General features: G+C 59.3%; 13 protein-coding genes. 3 read left to right on the top strand and 10 right to left on the bottom strand.

Annotated elements, in window-relative coordinates; translation table 11 throughout:
- Positions 1-1,116: 1,116 nt before the first annotated feature.
- Both AXG89_RS40390 and AXG89_RS40385 read left to right on the top strand, forming a co-directional pair.
- The gene (locus tag AXG89_RS40390) at positions 1,117-2,703 is read left to right on the top strand and encodes a hypothetical protein (RefSeq protein ID WP_075357685.1); all 1,587 of its coding nucleotides are present in this window, start codon (positions 1,117-1,119) and stop codon (positions 2,701-2,703) included.
- Between the two features lie 465 nt (positions 2,704-3,168).
- A complete protein-coding gene (locus tag AXG89_RS40385; protein WP_205583112.1) occupies positions 3,169-3,666 on the top strand; it encodes an acyltransferase in 498 nt (165 codons plus the stop codon).
- A 190-nt stretch (positions 3,667-3,856) separates the two neighbouring features.
- Here AXG89_RS40385 and AXG89_RS40380 read toward each other — a convergent pair whose 3' ends face one another.
- Complete coding sequence (locus tag AXG89_RS40380) at positions 3,857-4,873, bottom strand: 2-hydroxyacid dehydrogenase (RefSeq protein ID WP_075357538.1); 1,017 nt, start codon at positions 4,871-4,873, stop codon at positions 3,857-3,859.
- Positions 4,874-4,888: 15 nt separating this feature from the next.
- On the bottom strand, positions 4,889-6,169 hold the full coding sequence (locus tag AXG89_RS40375; protein ID WP_075357686.1) for an MFS transporter: 1,281 nt from the start codon (positions 6,167-6,169) through the stop codon (positions 4,889-4,891).
- A gap of 637 nt (positions 6,170-6,806) precedes the next feature.
- On the opposite strand from AXG89_RS40375, the gene AXG89_RS40370 reads away from it, so the two are divergent.
- Positions 6,807-7,037 (top strand): hypothetical protein, encoded by a 231-nt coding sequence (locus tag AXG89_RS40370; protein ID WP_075357539.1) that lies wholly within the window; start codon positions 6,807-6,809, stop codon positions 7,035-7,037.
- A 383-nt stretch (positions 7,038-7,420) separates the two neighbouring features.
- Here the strand turns inward: AXG89_RS40370 and AXG89_RS40365 are convergent, their stop codons facing one another.
- The 8 genes from AXG89_RS40365 to AXG89_RS40330 all read right to left on the bottom strand — a co-directional run bounded on the left by AXG89_RS40365 (position 7,421) and on the right by AXG89_RS40330 (position 16,070).
- Positions 7,421-9,670, bottom strand: a complete 2,250-nt coding sequence (locus AXG89_RS40365) for a xanthine dehydrogenase family protein molybdopterin-binding subunit (RefSeq protein WP_075357540.1) — start codon at positions 9,668-9,670, stop codon at positions 7,421-7,423.
- Positions 9,667-10,143 (bottom strand): (2Fe-2S)-binding protein, encoded by a 477-nt coding sequence (locus tag AXG89_RS40360; protein WP_075357541.1) that lies wholly within the window; start codon positions 10,141-10,143, stop codon positions 9,667-9,669. Before AXG89_RS40360 ends, AXG89_RS40365 begins: the two co-directional genes overlap by 4 nt.
- The gene (locus tag AXG89_RS40355) at positions 10,140-11,390 is read right to left on the bottom strand and encodes a c-type cytochrome (protein ID WP_075357542.1); all 1,251 of its coding nucleotides are present in this window, start codon (positions 11,388-11,390) and stop codon (positions 10,140-10,142) included. The genes AXG89_RS40360 and AXG89_RS40355 overlap by 4 nt, the downstream gene beginning before the upstream one ends.
- 600 nt (positions 11,391-11,990) lie before the next feature.
- On the bottom strand, positions 11,991-12,398 hold the full coding sequence (locus AXG89_RS40350; protein ID WP_075357543.1) for an Hsp20/alpha crystallin family protein: 408 nt from the start codon (positions 12,396-12,398) through the stop codon (positions 11,991-11,993).
- 31 nt (positions 12,399-12,429) lie between these two features.
- Positions 12,430-12,864, bottom strand: coding sequence for an Hsp20/alpha crystallin family protein (locus tag AXG89_RS40345; protein WP_075357544.1), 435 nt, complete (start codon positions 12,862-12,864; stop codon positions 12,430-12,432).
- A gap of 217 nt (positions 12,865-13,081) precedes the next feature.
- Positions 13,082-13,843 carry a DUF4410 domain-containing protein gene (locus AXG89_RS40340; RefSeq protein ID WP_075357545.1) on the bottom strand — a complete coding sequence of 254 codons (762 nt, stop codon included), beginning with the start codon at positions 13,841-13,843 and terminating at the stop codon, positions 13,082-13,084.
- Between the two features lie 161 nt (positions 13,844-14,004).
- On the bottom strand, positions 14,005-15,360 hold the full coding sequence (locus AXG89_RS40335; RefSeq protein ID WP_075357546.1) for an ATP-binding protein: 1,356 nt from the start codon (positions 15,358-15,360) through the stop codon (positions 14,005-14,007).
- A complete protein-coding gene (locus tag AXG89_RS40330) occupies positions 15,357-16,070 on the bottom strand; it encodes a response regulator (RefSeq protein WP_075357547.1) in 714 nt (237 codons plus the stop codon). The genes AXG89_RS40335 and AXG89_RS40330 overlap by 4 nt, the downstream gene beginning before the upstream one ends.

The raw sequence follows: 16,070 nt of genomic DNA, 5'->3' as shown, positions 1-16,070 counted from the left end.
CGCGGAGCGGGCGCGGTCTCGATTGCCCATTCGCCCTGAAATGAGCTCTTCAAATTTTGCCAATTACTCAACGTCTTCAAACGCACGAGACTCGCCGATGCGCCGGGCATTCTGAACCAAGCCTCGACATGCGATCCATTAATAACAAGGTACCGGCTGGACCGTCGCACAGATGTTCAATGCAGGCGACATGTGGACCTGAAGCCCGATCTGATCACGAGCGAGTCGGGCCACGCAAATGCTTGGCGACAAGGATTTCTTTCCAGTTGACCCGCATGGTGGCCATGCAAGGCTGACGCCTTTGAGTCTTCTTCGGTTCCCGAGCAAGCGGGGAATTCGGCAACAGTTCTGCTGCATCTACAGTGATTTGGGTGTGCCCCCTAAAGCTCACGGCCACGCCACGGATTTTCGCGCGATCAGATCAACGACCAAAATCGGTAATATATATTCGTAGTATAAATTAACGACGCGGACTTTACGCGCATTTCTGACTCATATTATTTGTCAGGGTAGAATCTACGACCGAATTTTTAATTAATTTCTGGATTAAATATAATATTGACCGAAATCTTTCGATTAATGTCAGGCACCTTTGAGCAGTTCTTTTTGCATCGCAACAGCGCCTAGGGAAAATTTCACTATTTAACAGAATATTACTTATTCGTTTGTGGTCTACCGCACATTCCGGGTACATTTACACCCGTGGTCAGACGAAAAGGTAGACTTTGCCGAATCGCTGAAGTAAGCGGCATTCTCGGTTAAACGTTTGCGTAATAGACGATAAGGCGACTGTCTCGACAAGTCGCGATACCGGGGTCGGGGTTCGCACGCAAGCGTTCCGAATACACGACGAAGGCATGTGGTCGCTTCTGTGACCGCATCGGGAAGGTGTGCCTTCGCGTTCGTGTTCCCAGGTCGCACGCCGTCCCAATCGTTTAAAGCGCCATCCGGTACTGAGCACGGAATGGGTCAATAATTCATTGGGTTAGTTAGATATACGAAGTAAAGAAAAAGCGGTTCGGGTGCCCACGCTCCCAACAGCATTTCGTGTGTCGAAGACTAAAAATCATTTGCTTATTTTCTGTCGGGCTTTTCTCGACAGTGGACGAACTCGCCATGATCAAACGACGTCAATTTCTCGGTTGCCTTACCGCGTTCGGCGGTAGCTATCTTCTGACCGCCTGCGGCGGTGGCTCCAGCGATGGAATCGGCAATGCCGACGGTGCAGTCGCAAATAGCGCAACAAACAATGCCGCAGTTGGAAATGCAGTTGTCAACGCCGCTACGACTGCGTCGGCCGATGGAACGAGTCTGCCTTCGTCTGCAAAGATCGTCGATAACTCAGGCAATGTCTGGACGCTTTCCGGGGGCGTGGTGTACAGGAACGGCGCAGTCGCAGGCGTGAACTACAACGTCGCCTTGGCGCTGTGGTACGCCGGCACCGTGTACCATCAGAATACCGGGGGCCAGTTCTACTCGTGGAATGGTTCTGGGTGGACGGCATGCCTCGATCCACGCACCGCAGGAATCTCTCCCGACGGCGCCACGATTCCGTCAGGTACTGTCCTCATCGACAAGCAGGGTCGTAAATGGACAGTGAATGCCGGTGTTATCTATAGAGACGGTGCCGTTGTCGGTGTCAACTACAACGTCGCCTTGTTGCTCTGGTACGGCGGCATGATGTGGCACAAAAACACAAGTGGTCAGTTCTACGTATGGGCCAACGCGGGGGGATGGCTTGCTTCCACCGATCCGCGTATCTCTGGTTCCGCTGCCGCAGGCAGTTTCTTCGGCGTCAACGGACATTGGGACTACACCTATACCCCGGCCCAGATCGTTTCAATTCTCAAAAGCATGGGTTGCACCAGCTACCGCGTGGGCTGCAGCTCCGATCCGTCGCAGATTGCTGCAGTGGCCAAGCTGGCCGCTGCTTTCCAGTCTGCCGGCATGACCCTCTTGGTGTTGATCAACCAGGGCATGAACGACAACAATGGCAACTTGCTGAGCAGCGAGGGCGTTGCCTACAATCAAGCATATTCGGTTGGATCGGCGGTCGCAAACGCACTTAAGCAGTACGGGGTCACGATGTACGAATGCGGCAATGAGCTGACTCGTCAGAGTTCGACCGTCGTAGACTCGACTCAGGCGGGCTGCAAGGTTGCAGACTTCAATAATGCAAACTGGCCAGCCATGCGCGGCGTGATGCGCGGAATGATCGATGGCGTGAAGTCGGTCCAGCCTGGCGCCAAGTGCGGCATCAATTTCTGCGTGGCAGATGTGGGCGCGTCAGATGCCTTATGGGACGGCATACAACCAGATGGATCGCAGGGGCATCCTAAGGTTCGCTGGGACATCACGACATGGCACAACTACGAAGTGTATGGCGACATCTTTAATATTGGCATCGACGGCGCCGGACCAGGCTTTGATTTGCCAACGTACTGCAAGGCTCGCTATGGAGTTCCGTTCATGATCACGGAATGGAACACGGGCCCTGAGCAGACGCAAGCGTACAGGGCAAACTACGTCACGACTCAGTTGTCCAATTTCTACGCAAACAGAAAAAGCCACAACATTCAGTCTGTGATGTACTACGTGCTCGATAGTGGAAACAGCACGTACGGCATCATGATCAACGGCGCTCCCTTAAGCGCCCCGTACGCAGCGTTCACGGGATTCACGGCGTCACATGCGGACGTCTGAATCTAACCCTTGATGTGATAGAGCTGGAAAAGCGGGGGTAGCGTTTGCTATCCCCGTTTGCTTATTAGCTGCGCGTAATGTGGTTAGACGCACCCGTACGGTAACGCTCATTGTATTGGCTTAGCGTCGATGATGCCGACAGGGGTGGTTGCATCGATGGCAAAACTATCTCCGTCCTGGAAATTGTTCGATTTCTGCGATGTCTTGTCAGGCGTCTTCGTCTTTACTTGTTCGCGTCCCGCAACAAACCCGTTTGATTGAACCCGAATGGGCAAACTTGCCGATGCGGTAATTCTTTTGTGACGCTCGCAAAAGTTTTGCTGTCACACTGATGGGTGTTTACGGCGGGTTATTCATCATATGTATTGTTCGTGATTGGCTAACCCGAAAACCCGTATCACTGCCTTGCCCGATAGTCGACGATTCAAGCTAACCAGCCAGCGACCTACTTATTTGGACTAATGCATGAAGAGAGCGATTCTTAGAAGTTTGTCCAGCGTGAAGAGCGTCTTCATCCGAGTAGCTCTTACGGCAAAAAACGTACGCTTCGATGGTCCACCGGCCTTTTCGGGCAAGTGGCCGAGAATCAGCAACAAGGGGTACATCCACTTGGCTAAAAACTGCTCCTTCCGCTCTTACCGGACGCGCCCGTTCATCTGGGTTTCAGAGGGCGCGAGTTTAGAGATCGGGCAGAACGCGTTTTTTAACGATGGTGCGAATCTTTGCGCGACAACTTCAGTGAGAATAGGTAGCAATTGCAAGATTGGAGACATGACTTTTATTTTCGACACCGACTATCACCAAGTAACGCCCGAGCGCCCTACGAAGCAAGCGCCTGTAGAAATCGGCGACAACGTCTGGATTGGCGCGCGGTCGACGATCTTGGCGGGAGCTAAAATTGGCAGCCATTCTGTAATCGCTGCAGGGTCGACAGTTGTAGGAGAAATCCCCCCAAGAGTTTAGCCGCAGGCTCACCGGCGCGGGTCATACGTCAGCTCAACGTACCCGACGACTGGGTCAGAGCTTAATCAAAGTCGCATGCGTCGCGACGCGGCCACAATGCCAGCAGATTTTTCTCAGTCGTTGCGCTACCTGCTTCCTTAAAGCATTCGTCTCCAAAGTCGAAGTTCCACAGTTAGAAAGCGCGTGCCTCTCATTCGGTCGTGATCTGGGCTGGCGCTGCAATACGGCAACTCAGTGCGCGCCCCGTATCCGCCTCGGACAGACTGTTGAGTGTCGTCTGAGCGATTGAGGCCATGGCCTCGGCTGTGAAGAACGCCTGATGTCCGGTTACGAGGACGTTCGGGAACGTAAGAAGGCGCTGGAAAACGTCGTCTTGCACAACGTCCAGCGACAGGTCTTCGAAAAACAGCGCTTCTTCCTGCTCGTAGACGTCGAGCGCGACGCCGCCGAGCTGTCCTGACTTGAGCGCCGTGATCAACGCCGGCGTATCGACGAGCGCGCCGCGGCTCGTATTGATCAGCAGCATACCCGGCTTGCTTGCAGCGAGCGCCGCTGTGTCGATGAGATGCAGCGTGTCGCGTGTCAGGGGGCAGTGCAGGGAGATGACATCGGACGCTTCGACTAGCGCGCGCATCGTGACATAGCGCACGCCCATGTCCACGAGCGCAGCGTCCTCTACGACATCGCAGGCAAGCACGTCGCACCCAAATCCGAGTTTGAGTGCACGCGCGACGAGCATGCCGATACGCCCGGTACCCACCACACCGACCGTCTTGCCGTGCAGGTCGTGTCCAAGCAAACCGTCGAGCGAGAAGTTGTCCTCGCGAACACGCGCATAAGCATGGTGGATCTTCCGGTTAAGAGAAAGGAGCAGGCCTATCGTGAACTCAGCCACTGCGTAAGGCGAATAAGCGGGCACGCGCACTACCTCGATACCCCGCTCTTCAGCCGCCGTCAGGTCGACGTTGTTGAAGCCCGCGCAGCGCAACGCAATCACGCGGGTGCCCCCATCGGCCAAGATCCGGATTGCTGCGGCATCGACTCGGTCGTTGACGAATACGCAGACCGCCGCGAACCCCTTCGCCAGACTTGCGGTGGTGGCGTCGAGTCGCGGCTCGAAGTAGGTCGGCGAATGCAGGCCGTGTGCATTGGCTGCGTTGAGTGCTGCACGGTCGTAAGGTTTGGTACTGAAGATTGCAACTCGCATGACGTGGTCTACCGGTTAGTTAGCTGGAACAGCGGTGCGCACGGCCGTACCCGTTTCACGCAGGAAAAACGATAGGACGACCGCGATTACCACACCGAACACGAGTGGAATGAAAGCTTGCTGGAACGCCTGCAGGTTCATGGTTCTGCCTGGCTGTGCCACCATCAGGCGCGAAATGAACGGCGCGAGCAGGCCCGTTGTCAGGAACACGAGGAAGTTCATCACGCCCGCCGCGGTACCTTTCACCTCGTGCGGATTGACCTCCTTCATGGTCGAAAACGGAATCATTGCGGCACCGGATGCAATGCCGAATAACAGCGCCACTGAATATCGCGGGAAAGTGCCTGCTGGAATGAAGACCGCGACGAGTCCGAGCGCGAGTATCGCCAGTGCGCCGCCAATCAGCACTGGCTTCCTGCGTCCCGAGCGGTCCGAGAGATAACCGAGCAGAGGACACCCGATTACCCAGCCGATCGGCACCATGGATGCGTCGGCAGCGGCTTGCGCCATGTCCATATGCTGGCCATCGTGCAGGAATGAGGTCACCCAGACGAGGGCGCCGATGGTGGTCGGCGCGAACAAAAGGCCGCCGATCACACCGGCGAGCCAGCTCTGCGGGTTCGACAATACGATTCGGTATGGCCGCAGCACGTTGGCGATGCCAAGCGTGCCGTGATGACTGTCCGCTCCTTCATCGGGCATCGCGAACCATGTGCCCACCGCGAGCAGCGCGCCGATCACCGCAAAGGCGATCCACACGTGCTGCCAGGGCATGTGCAAGCTGCCGGCGGGATCGATCAGCATGTGCACGGGCTTTGAGCCAAACGCGGCACCCGCCATGCCGAGACACTGCGTAAGTCCGATGAACATTGCCAGCATGCCTGCCGGCAGGTAGCGCGCAGCGACGTAAGACGAGCCAATGAACGCGAAGATGGCGCCCACGCCCTGCAGGATGAAGCCGGCCATGCCTGCCGCGCGGCTACCCTGTGCAAACACGAGGCATCCGATCGCGACGATCGCGATGCCATATGGAATCGTCCGGCGCGCACCGTACCGGTCGAGCAGGACGCCTGCGACCAGCGCCATTAGTGCGTACACCATGTAGTAGGCCGAAACGATCGATCCAATATGGTTTCCGCCCCAGGCTTGTGCCAGTTCATTCTGCATTACGCCGGGCGCGGAGCGGACCGCGTACTGGTAGAAGTAAAAGATTGCGCAAAGGAGCCAGGGCAACACGCCGGCTATGGCGAGTCGATTAGCTGCGGGGGCGGCCGGCAAGACGGTTGAGGTGGACATGATAGGTTCCAGGCGCGGGCGCGCCACGTATGTCAGTGAGACAGCAGAATCGGCAGCGTGGCCGAAGGGAGGCTTTCGGCGAGATGTTCGCCCAAAAAGTTTCAGGGTTGTCGGACTTGACTTGGCTGGTCACGAGCAATCGACCCAACGCATTGGTCGTGAGCCGGGAAAGAATTCGTCCAATGCACATAGGGTCCATTCGTCCTCAACGTCCGGGGCGCAAGCTCGGACTCGAAATCCTCGCGCACGACGCGCGCTCGCTGCGAGCGCATCTTTCTGATGCATTGCGTAATATTCAGCCAAATCTGCCAACACTTAGAACGGTCGCGGGTACCGATCGAACGCGGCATAGACTGCGTCGAGATGCGCGCTGGATTGCCTGGCAAAGCTCATCTCAATGGAGGTTCTGGCACGGGACTATCAGGTTGTATCGACATATACGGCGATACTTTCCAGCTCATGGTGAGCCCTTGGAAAAGAAGGACGAATCGATCGGAGTTCGAGGCAATCCGGGCAATGAGTCAACGAACATGACTAGGCTATCCGCTAGCGCTCTTCGTTGAGATGATCTAGATCATGCCGGGCCACGACAGCCCTCCGATGCTGGCTTGTCATGCGAAATAAGGAGAGACGTCCGATGTCTGAAGATCAAATCGTCTACCGCGAACGGGGTAAGTTGAATACGCCCGGCGCACTGTTGAACCTTCTCGAGATAGATGCCACGGGCCTGCACAGCGTAGTCCTCGAAGGTGACAGCCGGTTGATCCGGTCACCGCACAAGCGAGTCGATGCCGTCAGCACTGTCCAACTTTTCATCGGCTCCGCATCTGCTGCTGTCCGGCATGCCCGTACCGGCAAAACTTCGTGATAGCAATTCCTCGATGCGATCAATGGATGATCAGCAGGGCGGCTGTGCACAGCACAGCTGCGGCTTCACGATGATCAGCTGAGTTTGATGCCACAACACCGGCTGGAGAAAGCCGGGCTTAGCTTGGGTAAGCTGCTCGCCCAAGGCGAGGGCTTCCCACGCTTCGGTTTCTGAGCTGTCATCCGGGAAGTCCAGGTCTTGGACGCTGCCGATCTCGGCCTTTCACGAGAGCGAATGCCTTGCAATCCCTCGAACTCGGTGGCTCCTCACTCGATATGCGTATTCCGCCATTGAAGGCTATCGTCGCCTTCGAAAGTCGCGGGAATGAAAGTGTAGGTATCGTGGCGCACTTAAGTTCTACCGCTTCCGAAGCGGTCCCCTAATCAGGATCTCAGAGGGTCGCCAGCGAGCGGCAGGTCCCGCACACGCTTGCCGGTAGCGTCGGCAACCGCGTTGGCAACCGCTGCGGCGGCCGGGCCTTGTGACGCTTCGCCCACGCCGAGGAACGGTGTGCCGGGACGGTCGATCAGGTCGACATCAATGCGTCCCGGCACTGATGAAAACCGCAGGATTGGATAAGTGCTCCAGTCGAAGCTTGTGATGCCGTGAGGTTCAAAGGTCGTCTGCTCAAAAAGCGTCCAGCTCAGGGACTGCACGATGCCACCTTCAACCTGATTGCGTGCCCCGTCGGGATTCACGATCTGCCCGCAATCCACCGCGCATGCAACGCGGTCAACGCTTACGGCGCCGGAGTTGCGCTCCACCGTGACTTCCATGGCAATGGCGCAGTAGGCCATCAAATTCTTGTACTTCGCGAAAGCGAAGCCCACCCCGTGATCCGGCCTGCGAGCAACAGCTCGCGCTGCTGCCCAGCCGAAGCGGGTACTGGCTTTCTGGATGACATCGCGTGCACGCGGATCGTCCAGATGGCGCAGACGAAACTCGACCGGGTCGAGCCGTGCCTCGGCCGCCAGTTCATCGACGAAACTCTCTATCGCGAATACATTCAGATACGCGCCGAGTGAGCGCATGGCGGAGCCACGGATCGGCATGTCGAGCAGGAAATGCTCGTGCACATGCAGGTTCGGCACGCGATAAATCGGCACGCTGTTGCGGTCGCCGCCGCCTTCCGGCATCGGAATTTCTTTCGGCGGCGCGGGCGTCATCGGCGTGGCGAGCGACCAGGTGGGCATCAGGCGACCGGCGTTCTCGATGCGCTGGTTATGCGAGTTGCTCCAGATCTCACAGGTCCAATCGACGATCTGGCCGCTTGCATCGAGCGATGCGGTCAGGTCGGTCGTCATCGCCGGGCCGAAAGGTTCCCACATGTGCTCCTGTTCGCGCATCCATTGAACCCGAACGGGCCGCCCCGGGACTGCACGGGCGATCAGCGCGGCGTCGGCGGCGACATCGTCCGCGCCGTTGTGACCGTAGCATCCCGAACCTTCCACGTGCACGCAACGGACGTTGTCCGGCGGCATCGACAGCATGTCGGCCAAACCGTGGCGCAGCGGAAAAACGCCCTGAGTGTGGGTCCAGACCGTCAGTCGATCGCCGTCCATCAGCCCCACCGCGCACGAAGGCCCGATAGCGCCGTGGGTGAGGAAAGGCTTTGTGAAGCGCCGCTGCAAAGTCTGCACGGCAGGCGCGGCAGGCGCCGAGCGGTCGGCAACCGCGATGTCCTGCGCGGGCAGCGCGCGCAAGGCCGCATGAATGGTTGCCTGCGCGGGCAGGGGCGGACCGGCGTTCCAGCGGGCCCCTGCCGATAACGCGCGCATGGCTAGGATCGCGCGCCATTCGTCGTCGGCGACAACAGCGAGATAGCTGCCGTCGCGCACGACCTTGACCACGCCGGGCATGGCCTGCACGGATGCAATGTCGACCGAGGCGAGGGTTGCGCCGTAAGCGGGCGGGCGCACAGCGCGTGCGTGAAGCAGGCCCGGCAGATGCAGGTCCTGCACGTAGCTCGCGCCGCCGGTGACCTTGCCCGGAATATCGACGCGCTGCATCGGACGACCGATGCTCTCATACGTGCGCGGATCTCGGCGCGGCAGTCCCGGCTGCGCCTGCTGATGCAGATTCACGCCGCTGACGGCTTCGCCAAATCCGAGGCGGCGGCCATCGGCGGCCATCACCGCACCATCCCGGACCGTCAGTGTCGCCGCATCTACGCCGAGCTTGGTCGCCGCCGATTGCAGCAGCAGAACGCGCACTTGCGCTGCTGCGTTTGCAATCGCGGTGCCGCTGTCGGCGACCGAGTGGCTGCCAGCCGTGTAGCCTTCGTTCGGGGTGGCGGCGGTATCGGCGGTGATCAGTGTGAGCGACGACGGCGCAATGCCTAGTTCGTCGGCCGCGATCTGCATGAACGCGGTGCGGATGCCAGTGCCAAGCTCCGCTTTTCCGGTGAATGCCGTGATGTGACCCTGCTCGTCGATACGGATCCAGGCGTCGAGCATGGGCGAGGTCTTGAGGCTGCCAGGCAGATCCGGCGCGACGGATGTGAACGCGCCTGCCTCCGTGGTCGAGGTCTGCGCCACCGCCCGCATCGCCGCTCCCGGCAATAGCGTAAAGCCGACCATCACGCTGCCTGCAGTGAGGAAGCGCCTGCGCGCGGCGTCATGTTCCGGCGTCATGCGCGTCTCGCCTGGTGGGCGACGAACGGAATTGCCGAAATGATTGCCGCGATGATGCGCATGTGCGTGCCGCAGCGGCACAGGTTCGGTTCCATGTGCGCGCGGATTCCGGCTTCCGTAGGTGAAGGTGTGCGATCGAGCAGTGCTTGCGCGCGCATCACCATCCCCGCTATGCAGTAGCCGCACTGCGCCGCCTGTTTATCGATGAACGCGCGTTGCAGCGGGCCGGGCTTATCCGCTGTGCCGAGGCCTTCGATAGTTGTCACGCGGCGTTCGCCAATCGCCACAACCGGCATCAGGCACGAGAAGACCGGCTCGCCTTCGACTATCACGGTGCACGCGCCGCATTGCCCGAGGCCGCAGCCGTATTTCGCGCCATGCAGTTGCAACTGGTTGCGCAGCGCGTAGAGCAGCGGAGTGGATGGATCGATGTCGAGCATATGGCGCTCGCCGTTCACGGTCAGTGTGATCATGGTGTGGGCGTTTCCTTGCGATACTTGGCGACGTCATCGGCCTGAAGCTGCCATGGCGGCTGTTTGCTGTATTGCACGCGCAGGTAATTCGCGAGATCGGCGATCTGGGCGTCGGTCAGCATGCCGGCGAAGGGCGGCATGATGCGGCGGGCCGTGCTGCCTTGCGCAGGCAGTCCGTCTAGCAACACGCGCACGACATTGCGCGGACTGTCACTGTTCACCGATGTACTCTGCGACAGCAGAGGTCGGCCGCCGACCACGTTCATCGGTGAGTGTGCGGCGTGGCAGGCAGCGCAGGAAGCCTGGAAGAGGGTAGCACCCGCCTGGATTGCGCCACCCTGCATGCCGGCAGCAGGCTTGACCGGCGCAGCCTGAGCGGCGGGGAACGAGCGTTGTATCGACATGATGTAAGCGGCCATTGCCTCTACGTCCGCTTGCGAGGCGTTTGCGAGCGAGTGCGTCACCGGCAGCATGGGTCCCGCGGCCGCGCCATGTTCGCTTGCGAGACCCGTGCGCAGGTAAGTGCTCAGTTGCTCGCGCGTCCACGGCGTTGGCGCACTCAGCAGCGTCTTGAGCGACGGCGCGTCCCAGCCGTCGATCACGGCGCCATCGAATGCACGGTCTTTCTTTTCCGCGCCGAACACGTTAAGCGGCGTGTGACAGGCGGCGCAGTGCCCGAGGCCTTCGACCAGATAGCGCCCGTGATCCAGTTGCGCGTCCTGTGTACGGGACATCGGTTCGGAGGTATCGGCGTGCAGGTACAACAGGTTCCATACGGCAAGCAGCGGCCGGAAATTAAGCGGGAAGATCAGCTTGTTGGCCGGCGCATTTGCCCGAACGGGCGTACGCGACATCATGAACGCATAGACCGAGGCAATATCCGCGTCCGTCATGTGGGTGAAATGAACGTAAGGAAAGGCTGGATAAAGCAGGTGGTCATCGCTCGATTTGCCGCGCCGCATGGCTTGCGCGAAGGCATCGAGCGTCCAGCTGCCTATACCTGTTTCCGTGTCCGGCGTAATGTTGGTGGAATAGATCGCGCCGAACGGCGTATGAATCGGTAAGCCGCCCGCAAACGGCGCCCCGTCCTTTGCGGTGTGACAAACGATGCAATCGCCTACCGCTGCAAGTTGCGCGCCCCGCTGTATAACGCTGGGTTCAGCCGCGTGCAATGACGTTGCCAGCGCCGTGCCCGACGTGGCAGCGATAGTCAGAATTGCTATCCGCAGGATTGCCCTGAAGTTCATCCATTCCCCGCTCAATGCCATCCCATCGGCGCGCTCCGTGAGGTAATAGCACGTGCCGGGCCTAACTGCCAAAAATCGGTCCTTCGGGCGCACCCGACGACGCGGATGTCAGCGCGATGTATGGTGTATTGGCAGCATGTGGGATATGTTGATGGGAATTGATATTCGCGTCCTCATCGTCCTGACGATCAATCACATGCATTGGATGATCAACGAAACCGAGCGATCGAGTTTGCCATCCGGCACATCAGTGCGAGATCAAGCGGAGTTTCGCCTTGAGCGGTCTCTCCGGCCATTCAGTGATCGGTCCGTTTGAGTCATTCATCGTTCATCCTGGAGGGACGGCTTTCTGTGAGCATCAATGCACAAGGATTCAATGCACGATCGAAATGGCGGGTAAATCTTTGACGTTTTACGGGGTCCGACCGGAACCCACATATGCTGTAACCGAGCCAGATAAGCATTCCTATCGGGCAAGGAGTGATCAATCAATATATCCGATCACGCTTGAGGAACTCTGTAGTCTCGAATTCCACAGGCTTTTCCCGATTCGTTGGGCGCTCGCTGTTGCTACTATCGCCTGCGAGCGCCCCTTCGTGCTTATCCAACACTCACTTCTACCCGGCGCGGTTTCGCTTCCTCGCGGCGCGGGATGCTCAGCTTCAACACGCCATCGTTCAAGTTGGCTTCGATCTTCGACGTGTCGAAATCGGTGCTCAACGAAAAGGCACGCGCGAACCGAGGTTCACGGATCTCTGCATGGTGCAGGCGCAGCCCACCCGGCGTATCGATCAATGCCTCGCCTTCGATGAAAAGTGTCCCGTCCTGCACATGCACGTTCAAACGATCACGCGACACCCCGGGAAGATCGGCCCACAGCGTAATGCCATGAGCGTCTTCATGGATATCGACGGCCGGGGCGATCGTGAGTCCCTTTCGTGCGTTTTCTTCGTTGGTCCGCGCAAGAGCGTTGAGCTTGCGTTCCGCGAGTTGAGTTTGCGTATTCATGTTGTCCTCCTCGAATGTTGTGACAGGCTGATTACTGGATCGCGATGGTGCGCGGCCGTGACGTTTCGCGTTTGCCCACGCTGATGGCAAGGCAGCCATTTACATAGCGCGCCTTCACTTTGTCGGGATCTGCATCGCGCGGCAACTCGATAGCCCGACGAAAACTTCCCGCGAAGCGCTCTTGCGCATAAGTGCGGCCTTCGGACGGAGATTCGACGCCTGCACGCTCACCGCTGATGGTGAGCAGCCCCTTGTCTACGGTCACTTCGATCTTTGCCGGATCGATGCCTGGGGCGAATGCAACGATCTCGACCGAATCGTCGGTGCTGCCGAGGTTGATCTGGGGAAAGGCGCTGAAACGCGATGCTCGGATGCTTGTTGGCAGGCCACCAAACACCGACGACATCTGGCGTTGCAGACGGTCGAACTCATCGAACAAGCTGGTATTGAAAAGAACATCACTCATGACTGCAATCTCCTATAGGTGGCAGGAGACGAACCGGCATACGCGCTCCAGTTCGTCTGCCGAGTCTCTGACAAACCAATCGAAACACGCAGCGCGAAAACCGCGGCTGCTTTCGAATCCAAAATAGGAAATAGCCAAAAAATTTCAAGGGGGGGCTCAATTATTTTTTTTGTCGTCGAACTGAAGGATGCTTGCGTCTTTTTTGCACAGCACAAAATCAGTTTGTCCGTTCGACCGACATCCATCCGTTCGCTAAACTTGCCGCTCCAATCTGCTTCGCGATCAAGTCGCCCAGCTTTTTCGCGTCACCGGCGACGCCGTTGCGTTTCGCCTCGGACACGCCATGCAAGGACCCGCCCGTCGCGGCAGCCGTTGCAACATTGCCGGCAACCGCGCCAACCCCCGCTGTTTCTGCGACACCTGGCATGCGCCCGCTGTCGGCTTCAAGGGCGAAGCTGCGAAGTGGCATGAGTGCGCCATCGGCGGACTTGTAGAGGATCTGGATCGACGCACTCACTTCGCTTTTGCCTGCGCCAAGACCGATCAGGACGCGGCGGCGTCGCTTGCCTTCGTCGATGGTTTGGAATTTGCCTTCGACAAGCAGCGCGTTCTGATTGGGCGGCGCAGCGCAGTCTGCGCGTACTGCACGCAATCCTGCTGATTGCAGCTTGCGCACGATTTCATCCGCGACCTGCTCACGCGTATCGGTTGCTGTTTGATCTTGTTCTTGAACCAACGATCCGCCGCTGATGAGCGTTTTGCCTTCGTGTGCCAGCCCGCTATCCATTTTCACCTGGCTGGACGTGGCGCCGAAAGAACATACGTATATAACGTCCGCGCGAACGTTCGGCGCGGTGTAGGTCTCGATGGTCTCGGTGGCGGCCGAGGCGCACCCACCCAGAATTAGCGACCCCGCCGCCAGCGCGGAGGCCGTCAGATGCTTGGCATTACGAATGAAAAATTTGAGTGAGATTTGCATGGTGGTTTGTTATGGCACCGTCGTGCCAAGATGTCGGAAGAGAGGTGTGCCTTAGCACGCGAACGTGAGTATGGAAGGAAGCGGCCGTGCGCACCATTCAGGAATTATGTCGCGCGATGTCGCCGTGATCTGACACGTGCGAACGGCAGCTACCCGCGTCCTTATGAAGAATGCCGGTTCATTGGCAACGTTACGCATGCCTCGAGACCGCCGCCTTCACGCACGCGAAATACCAGGGCACCGCCGTGCAGACGCGCGATGCGCTCAACGATGGCAAGCCCCAGACCCGAGCCGCCCGAATGCGTCCGGGCGTTCGTACCCCTGCTGAACGGCGTCTTCAGGTTTTCCATTTCCGAGGCGGCGATTCCCGTGCCGCGATCGCACACGGCGACGCACGCGATGTTGCCTTCCGTCCATGTTCGGACGGCGAGACCGGTGCGCCCATAGACGATTGCGTTCTGCATCAGGTTCATGAGGAGCCGCATCAGGCTCACGGGCCGGTATGCGAACACGGGAACGTCTCCGAGCGACAATTCGAATTCGTGCCCCAGCCCGGCAAAATCCGCGGCGAGCCGGCCGATCAGCGCGTTGAGTTCACCGGCTTGCGGCAGCTCGCGTTCACCGCTGCCGGCGTAGTCCATGAACTGCTGAAGAATCGTGTCAATGTGGTCGATATAGCTCTCTGCCGACGCCACGAATGTATCGTCGGCACCCCGCGGAATCGCCATTGCCATCGCGAGACGAAGCTTGGTGAGTGGCGTGCGGATGTCGTGTGAAACGCCCGCCAGCATCAGCGCGCGTGTTGATTCAGCTTGCTTCAGCGCATGAGTCATCTGGTTGAACGCGCTGCTGACCTGGGCGATTTCAGTTGGCCCGTCAGTTGGGAGAGTGACGGACGCCTCACCGGCGCTCACGTGGCGCGCGGCGCGCGCGAGATCCTTGAGGGGACGGTTGATGTGCAACTGGATCAGGTAGCCCGTCAGAGCGGCCAGCAACGCGAGACCTGCGCAGAGCGCGAGTGTCGTCACGATGCCGCTCGCTTGCGCATCCTCGGTCATCGGCAGCGCGATCCAGCGGGTGTCGCCCGCGACGTGCAGACGAATCCAGAGCCGCTCGCCGTCGCTGGTCTGCCAGCGGACCTGCATGTCGGGCGGCAGATCGCGCTGCAGCGCACCCACGAAGACGTCGCGTTGCCAAGTGCGGAACAAGCGGAGCGGGCTCGGCTGCGGTTCGCGTTCGAGATGTTCGGGTAAGTCAGTCTGGCCGCCCAGGCGCGCGGCCGCGGCGCGGCCTTCGTCGGGCGGCATGGCGGACAACACGCCATCGAGCGTCTTCACATAGTCCGAAAAGATGATCGCGGCGCGGTCAATGCGCGGGCGCTGCACGAAATTCAGCAGCACCGCGAACGAGCACGCCTGGGTCAGCGCGACAAGCGCCACCAGCAGTGTGATATTGCGGGCCAGCAGCGAACGCGGCAACCATCCGCCGAGCCGGTACGAAAGCGATGACGTGCTCACGGCTCGATGCCCGCAACGAGCATGTAGCCGACACCCCATACGGTCTTGATGAAGCGCGGTTTGGCCGGATCTTCTTCGACGATCTGGCGAAGCCGGAGGATCTGTACGTCAATGCTGCGACCGAGTGCTTCATGATCTCGGCCGCGCGCCCGCGCAAGCAGGTTTTCCCGGCTGACCGGCCGATTCGGCGATGAACCCAGCGCATGCAGCAGCAACATCTGCGCTGAGTGAATCTCGACGGGCTCGCCGCGAAGCACCAAGGTCTGCTTTGAGACGTCGAACTGGTACTCGCCGAAGCGCAGCGTCTGCGAGGTCACGGTCGGCACGCCGGCGGCCATTTTCTGGCGGCGCAGGAGCGCACGGATTCGCGCGATGAGTTCATCGGGGAGAAAGGGCTTGGCGAGGTAGTCGTCGGCGCCGGTTTCAAGGCCAACGACGCGGTCGACCGCATCGCCCTTCGCGGTCAGCATGAGAATGGGAAGCGTCTGTCCTTCGGCGCGCAACCGCTTGCACACCGTCAGCCCGTCTTCCGGTTCCATCATCAGGTCCAGCACCAGCACGTCATACGGTTCGCGCTGCAAGTAGCGGTCGAGTTGCTTGCCGTCGGCGACGACGCGCACGTAGAAGCCGTGGCTTGTCAGGAACCGTTGCAGCATGTTGCGCAGCTCGGCTTCGTCGTCCAGCACGATAACCCTGTTCACTTGTTCCAT

Source organism: Burkholderia sp. PAMC 26561 (genome assembly GCF_001557535.2).
In the GTDB taxonomy this organism is placed as follows: domain Bacteria; phylum Pseudomonadota; class Gammaproteobacteria; order Burkholderiales; family Burkholderiaceae; genus Caballeronia.
The sequence above is the reverse complement of the archived record's forward strand: the minus strand, read 5'-3'. Positions and strand labels throughout refer to the sequence as shown.

Bases quoted from the DNA above. Each gene is read 5' to 3' on its own strand.
- AXG89_RS40390 (WP_075357685.1), top strand. From the start codon at position 1,117: ATGATCAAACGACGTCAATTTCTCGGTTGCCTTACCGCGTTCGGCGGT.
- AXG89_RS40385 (WP_205583112.1), top strand. From the start codon at position 3,169: ATGAAGAGAGCGATTCTTAGAAGTTTGTCCAGCGTGAAGAGCGTCTTC.
- AXG89_RS40380 (WP_075357538.1), bottom strand. From the start codon at position 4,873: ATGCGAGTTGCAATCTTCAGTACCAAACCTTACGACCGTGCAGCACTC.
- AXG89_RS40375 (WP_075357686.1), bottom strand. From the start codon at position 6,169: ATGTCCACCTCAACCGTCTTGCCGGCCGCCCCCGCAGCTAATCGACTC.
- AXG89_RS40370 (WP_075357539.1), top strand. From the start codon at position 6,807: ATGTCTGAAGATCAAATCGTCTACCGCGAACGGGGTAAGTTGAATACG.
- AXG89_RS40365 (WP_075357540.1), bottom strand. From the start codon at position 9,670: ATGACGCCGGAACATGACGCCGCGCGCAGGCGCTTCCTCACTGCAGGC.
- AXG89_RS40360 (WP_075357541.1), bottom strand. From the start codon at position 10,143: ATGATCACACTGACCGTGAACGGCGAGCGCCATATGCTCGACATCGAT.
- AXG89_RS40355 (WP_075357542.1), bottom strand. From the start codon at position 11,390: ATGAACTTCAGGGCAATCCTGCGGATAGCAATTCTGACTATCGCTGCC.
- AXG89_RS40350 (WP_075357543.1), bottom strand. From the start codon at position 12,398: ATGAATACGCAAACTCAACTCGCGGAACGCAAGCTCAACGCTCTTGCG.
- AXG89_RS40345 (WP_075357544.1), bottom strand. From the start codon at position 12,864: ATGAGTGATGTTCTTTTCAATACCAGCTTGTTCGATGAGTTCGACCGT.
- AXG89_RS40340 (WP_075357545.1), bottom strand. From the start codon at position 13,843: ATGCAAATCTCACTCAAATTTTTCATTCGTAATGCCAAGCATCTGACG.
- AXG89_RS40330 (WP_075357547.1), bottom strand. From the start codon at position 16,070: ATGGAACAAGTGAACAGGGTTATCGTGCTGGACGACGAAGCCGAGCTG.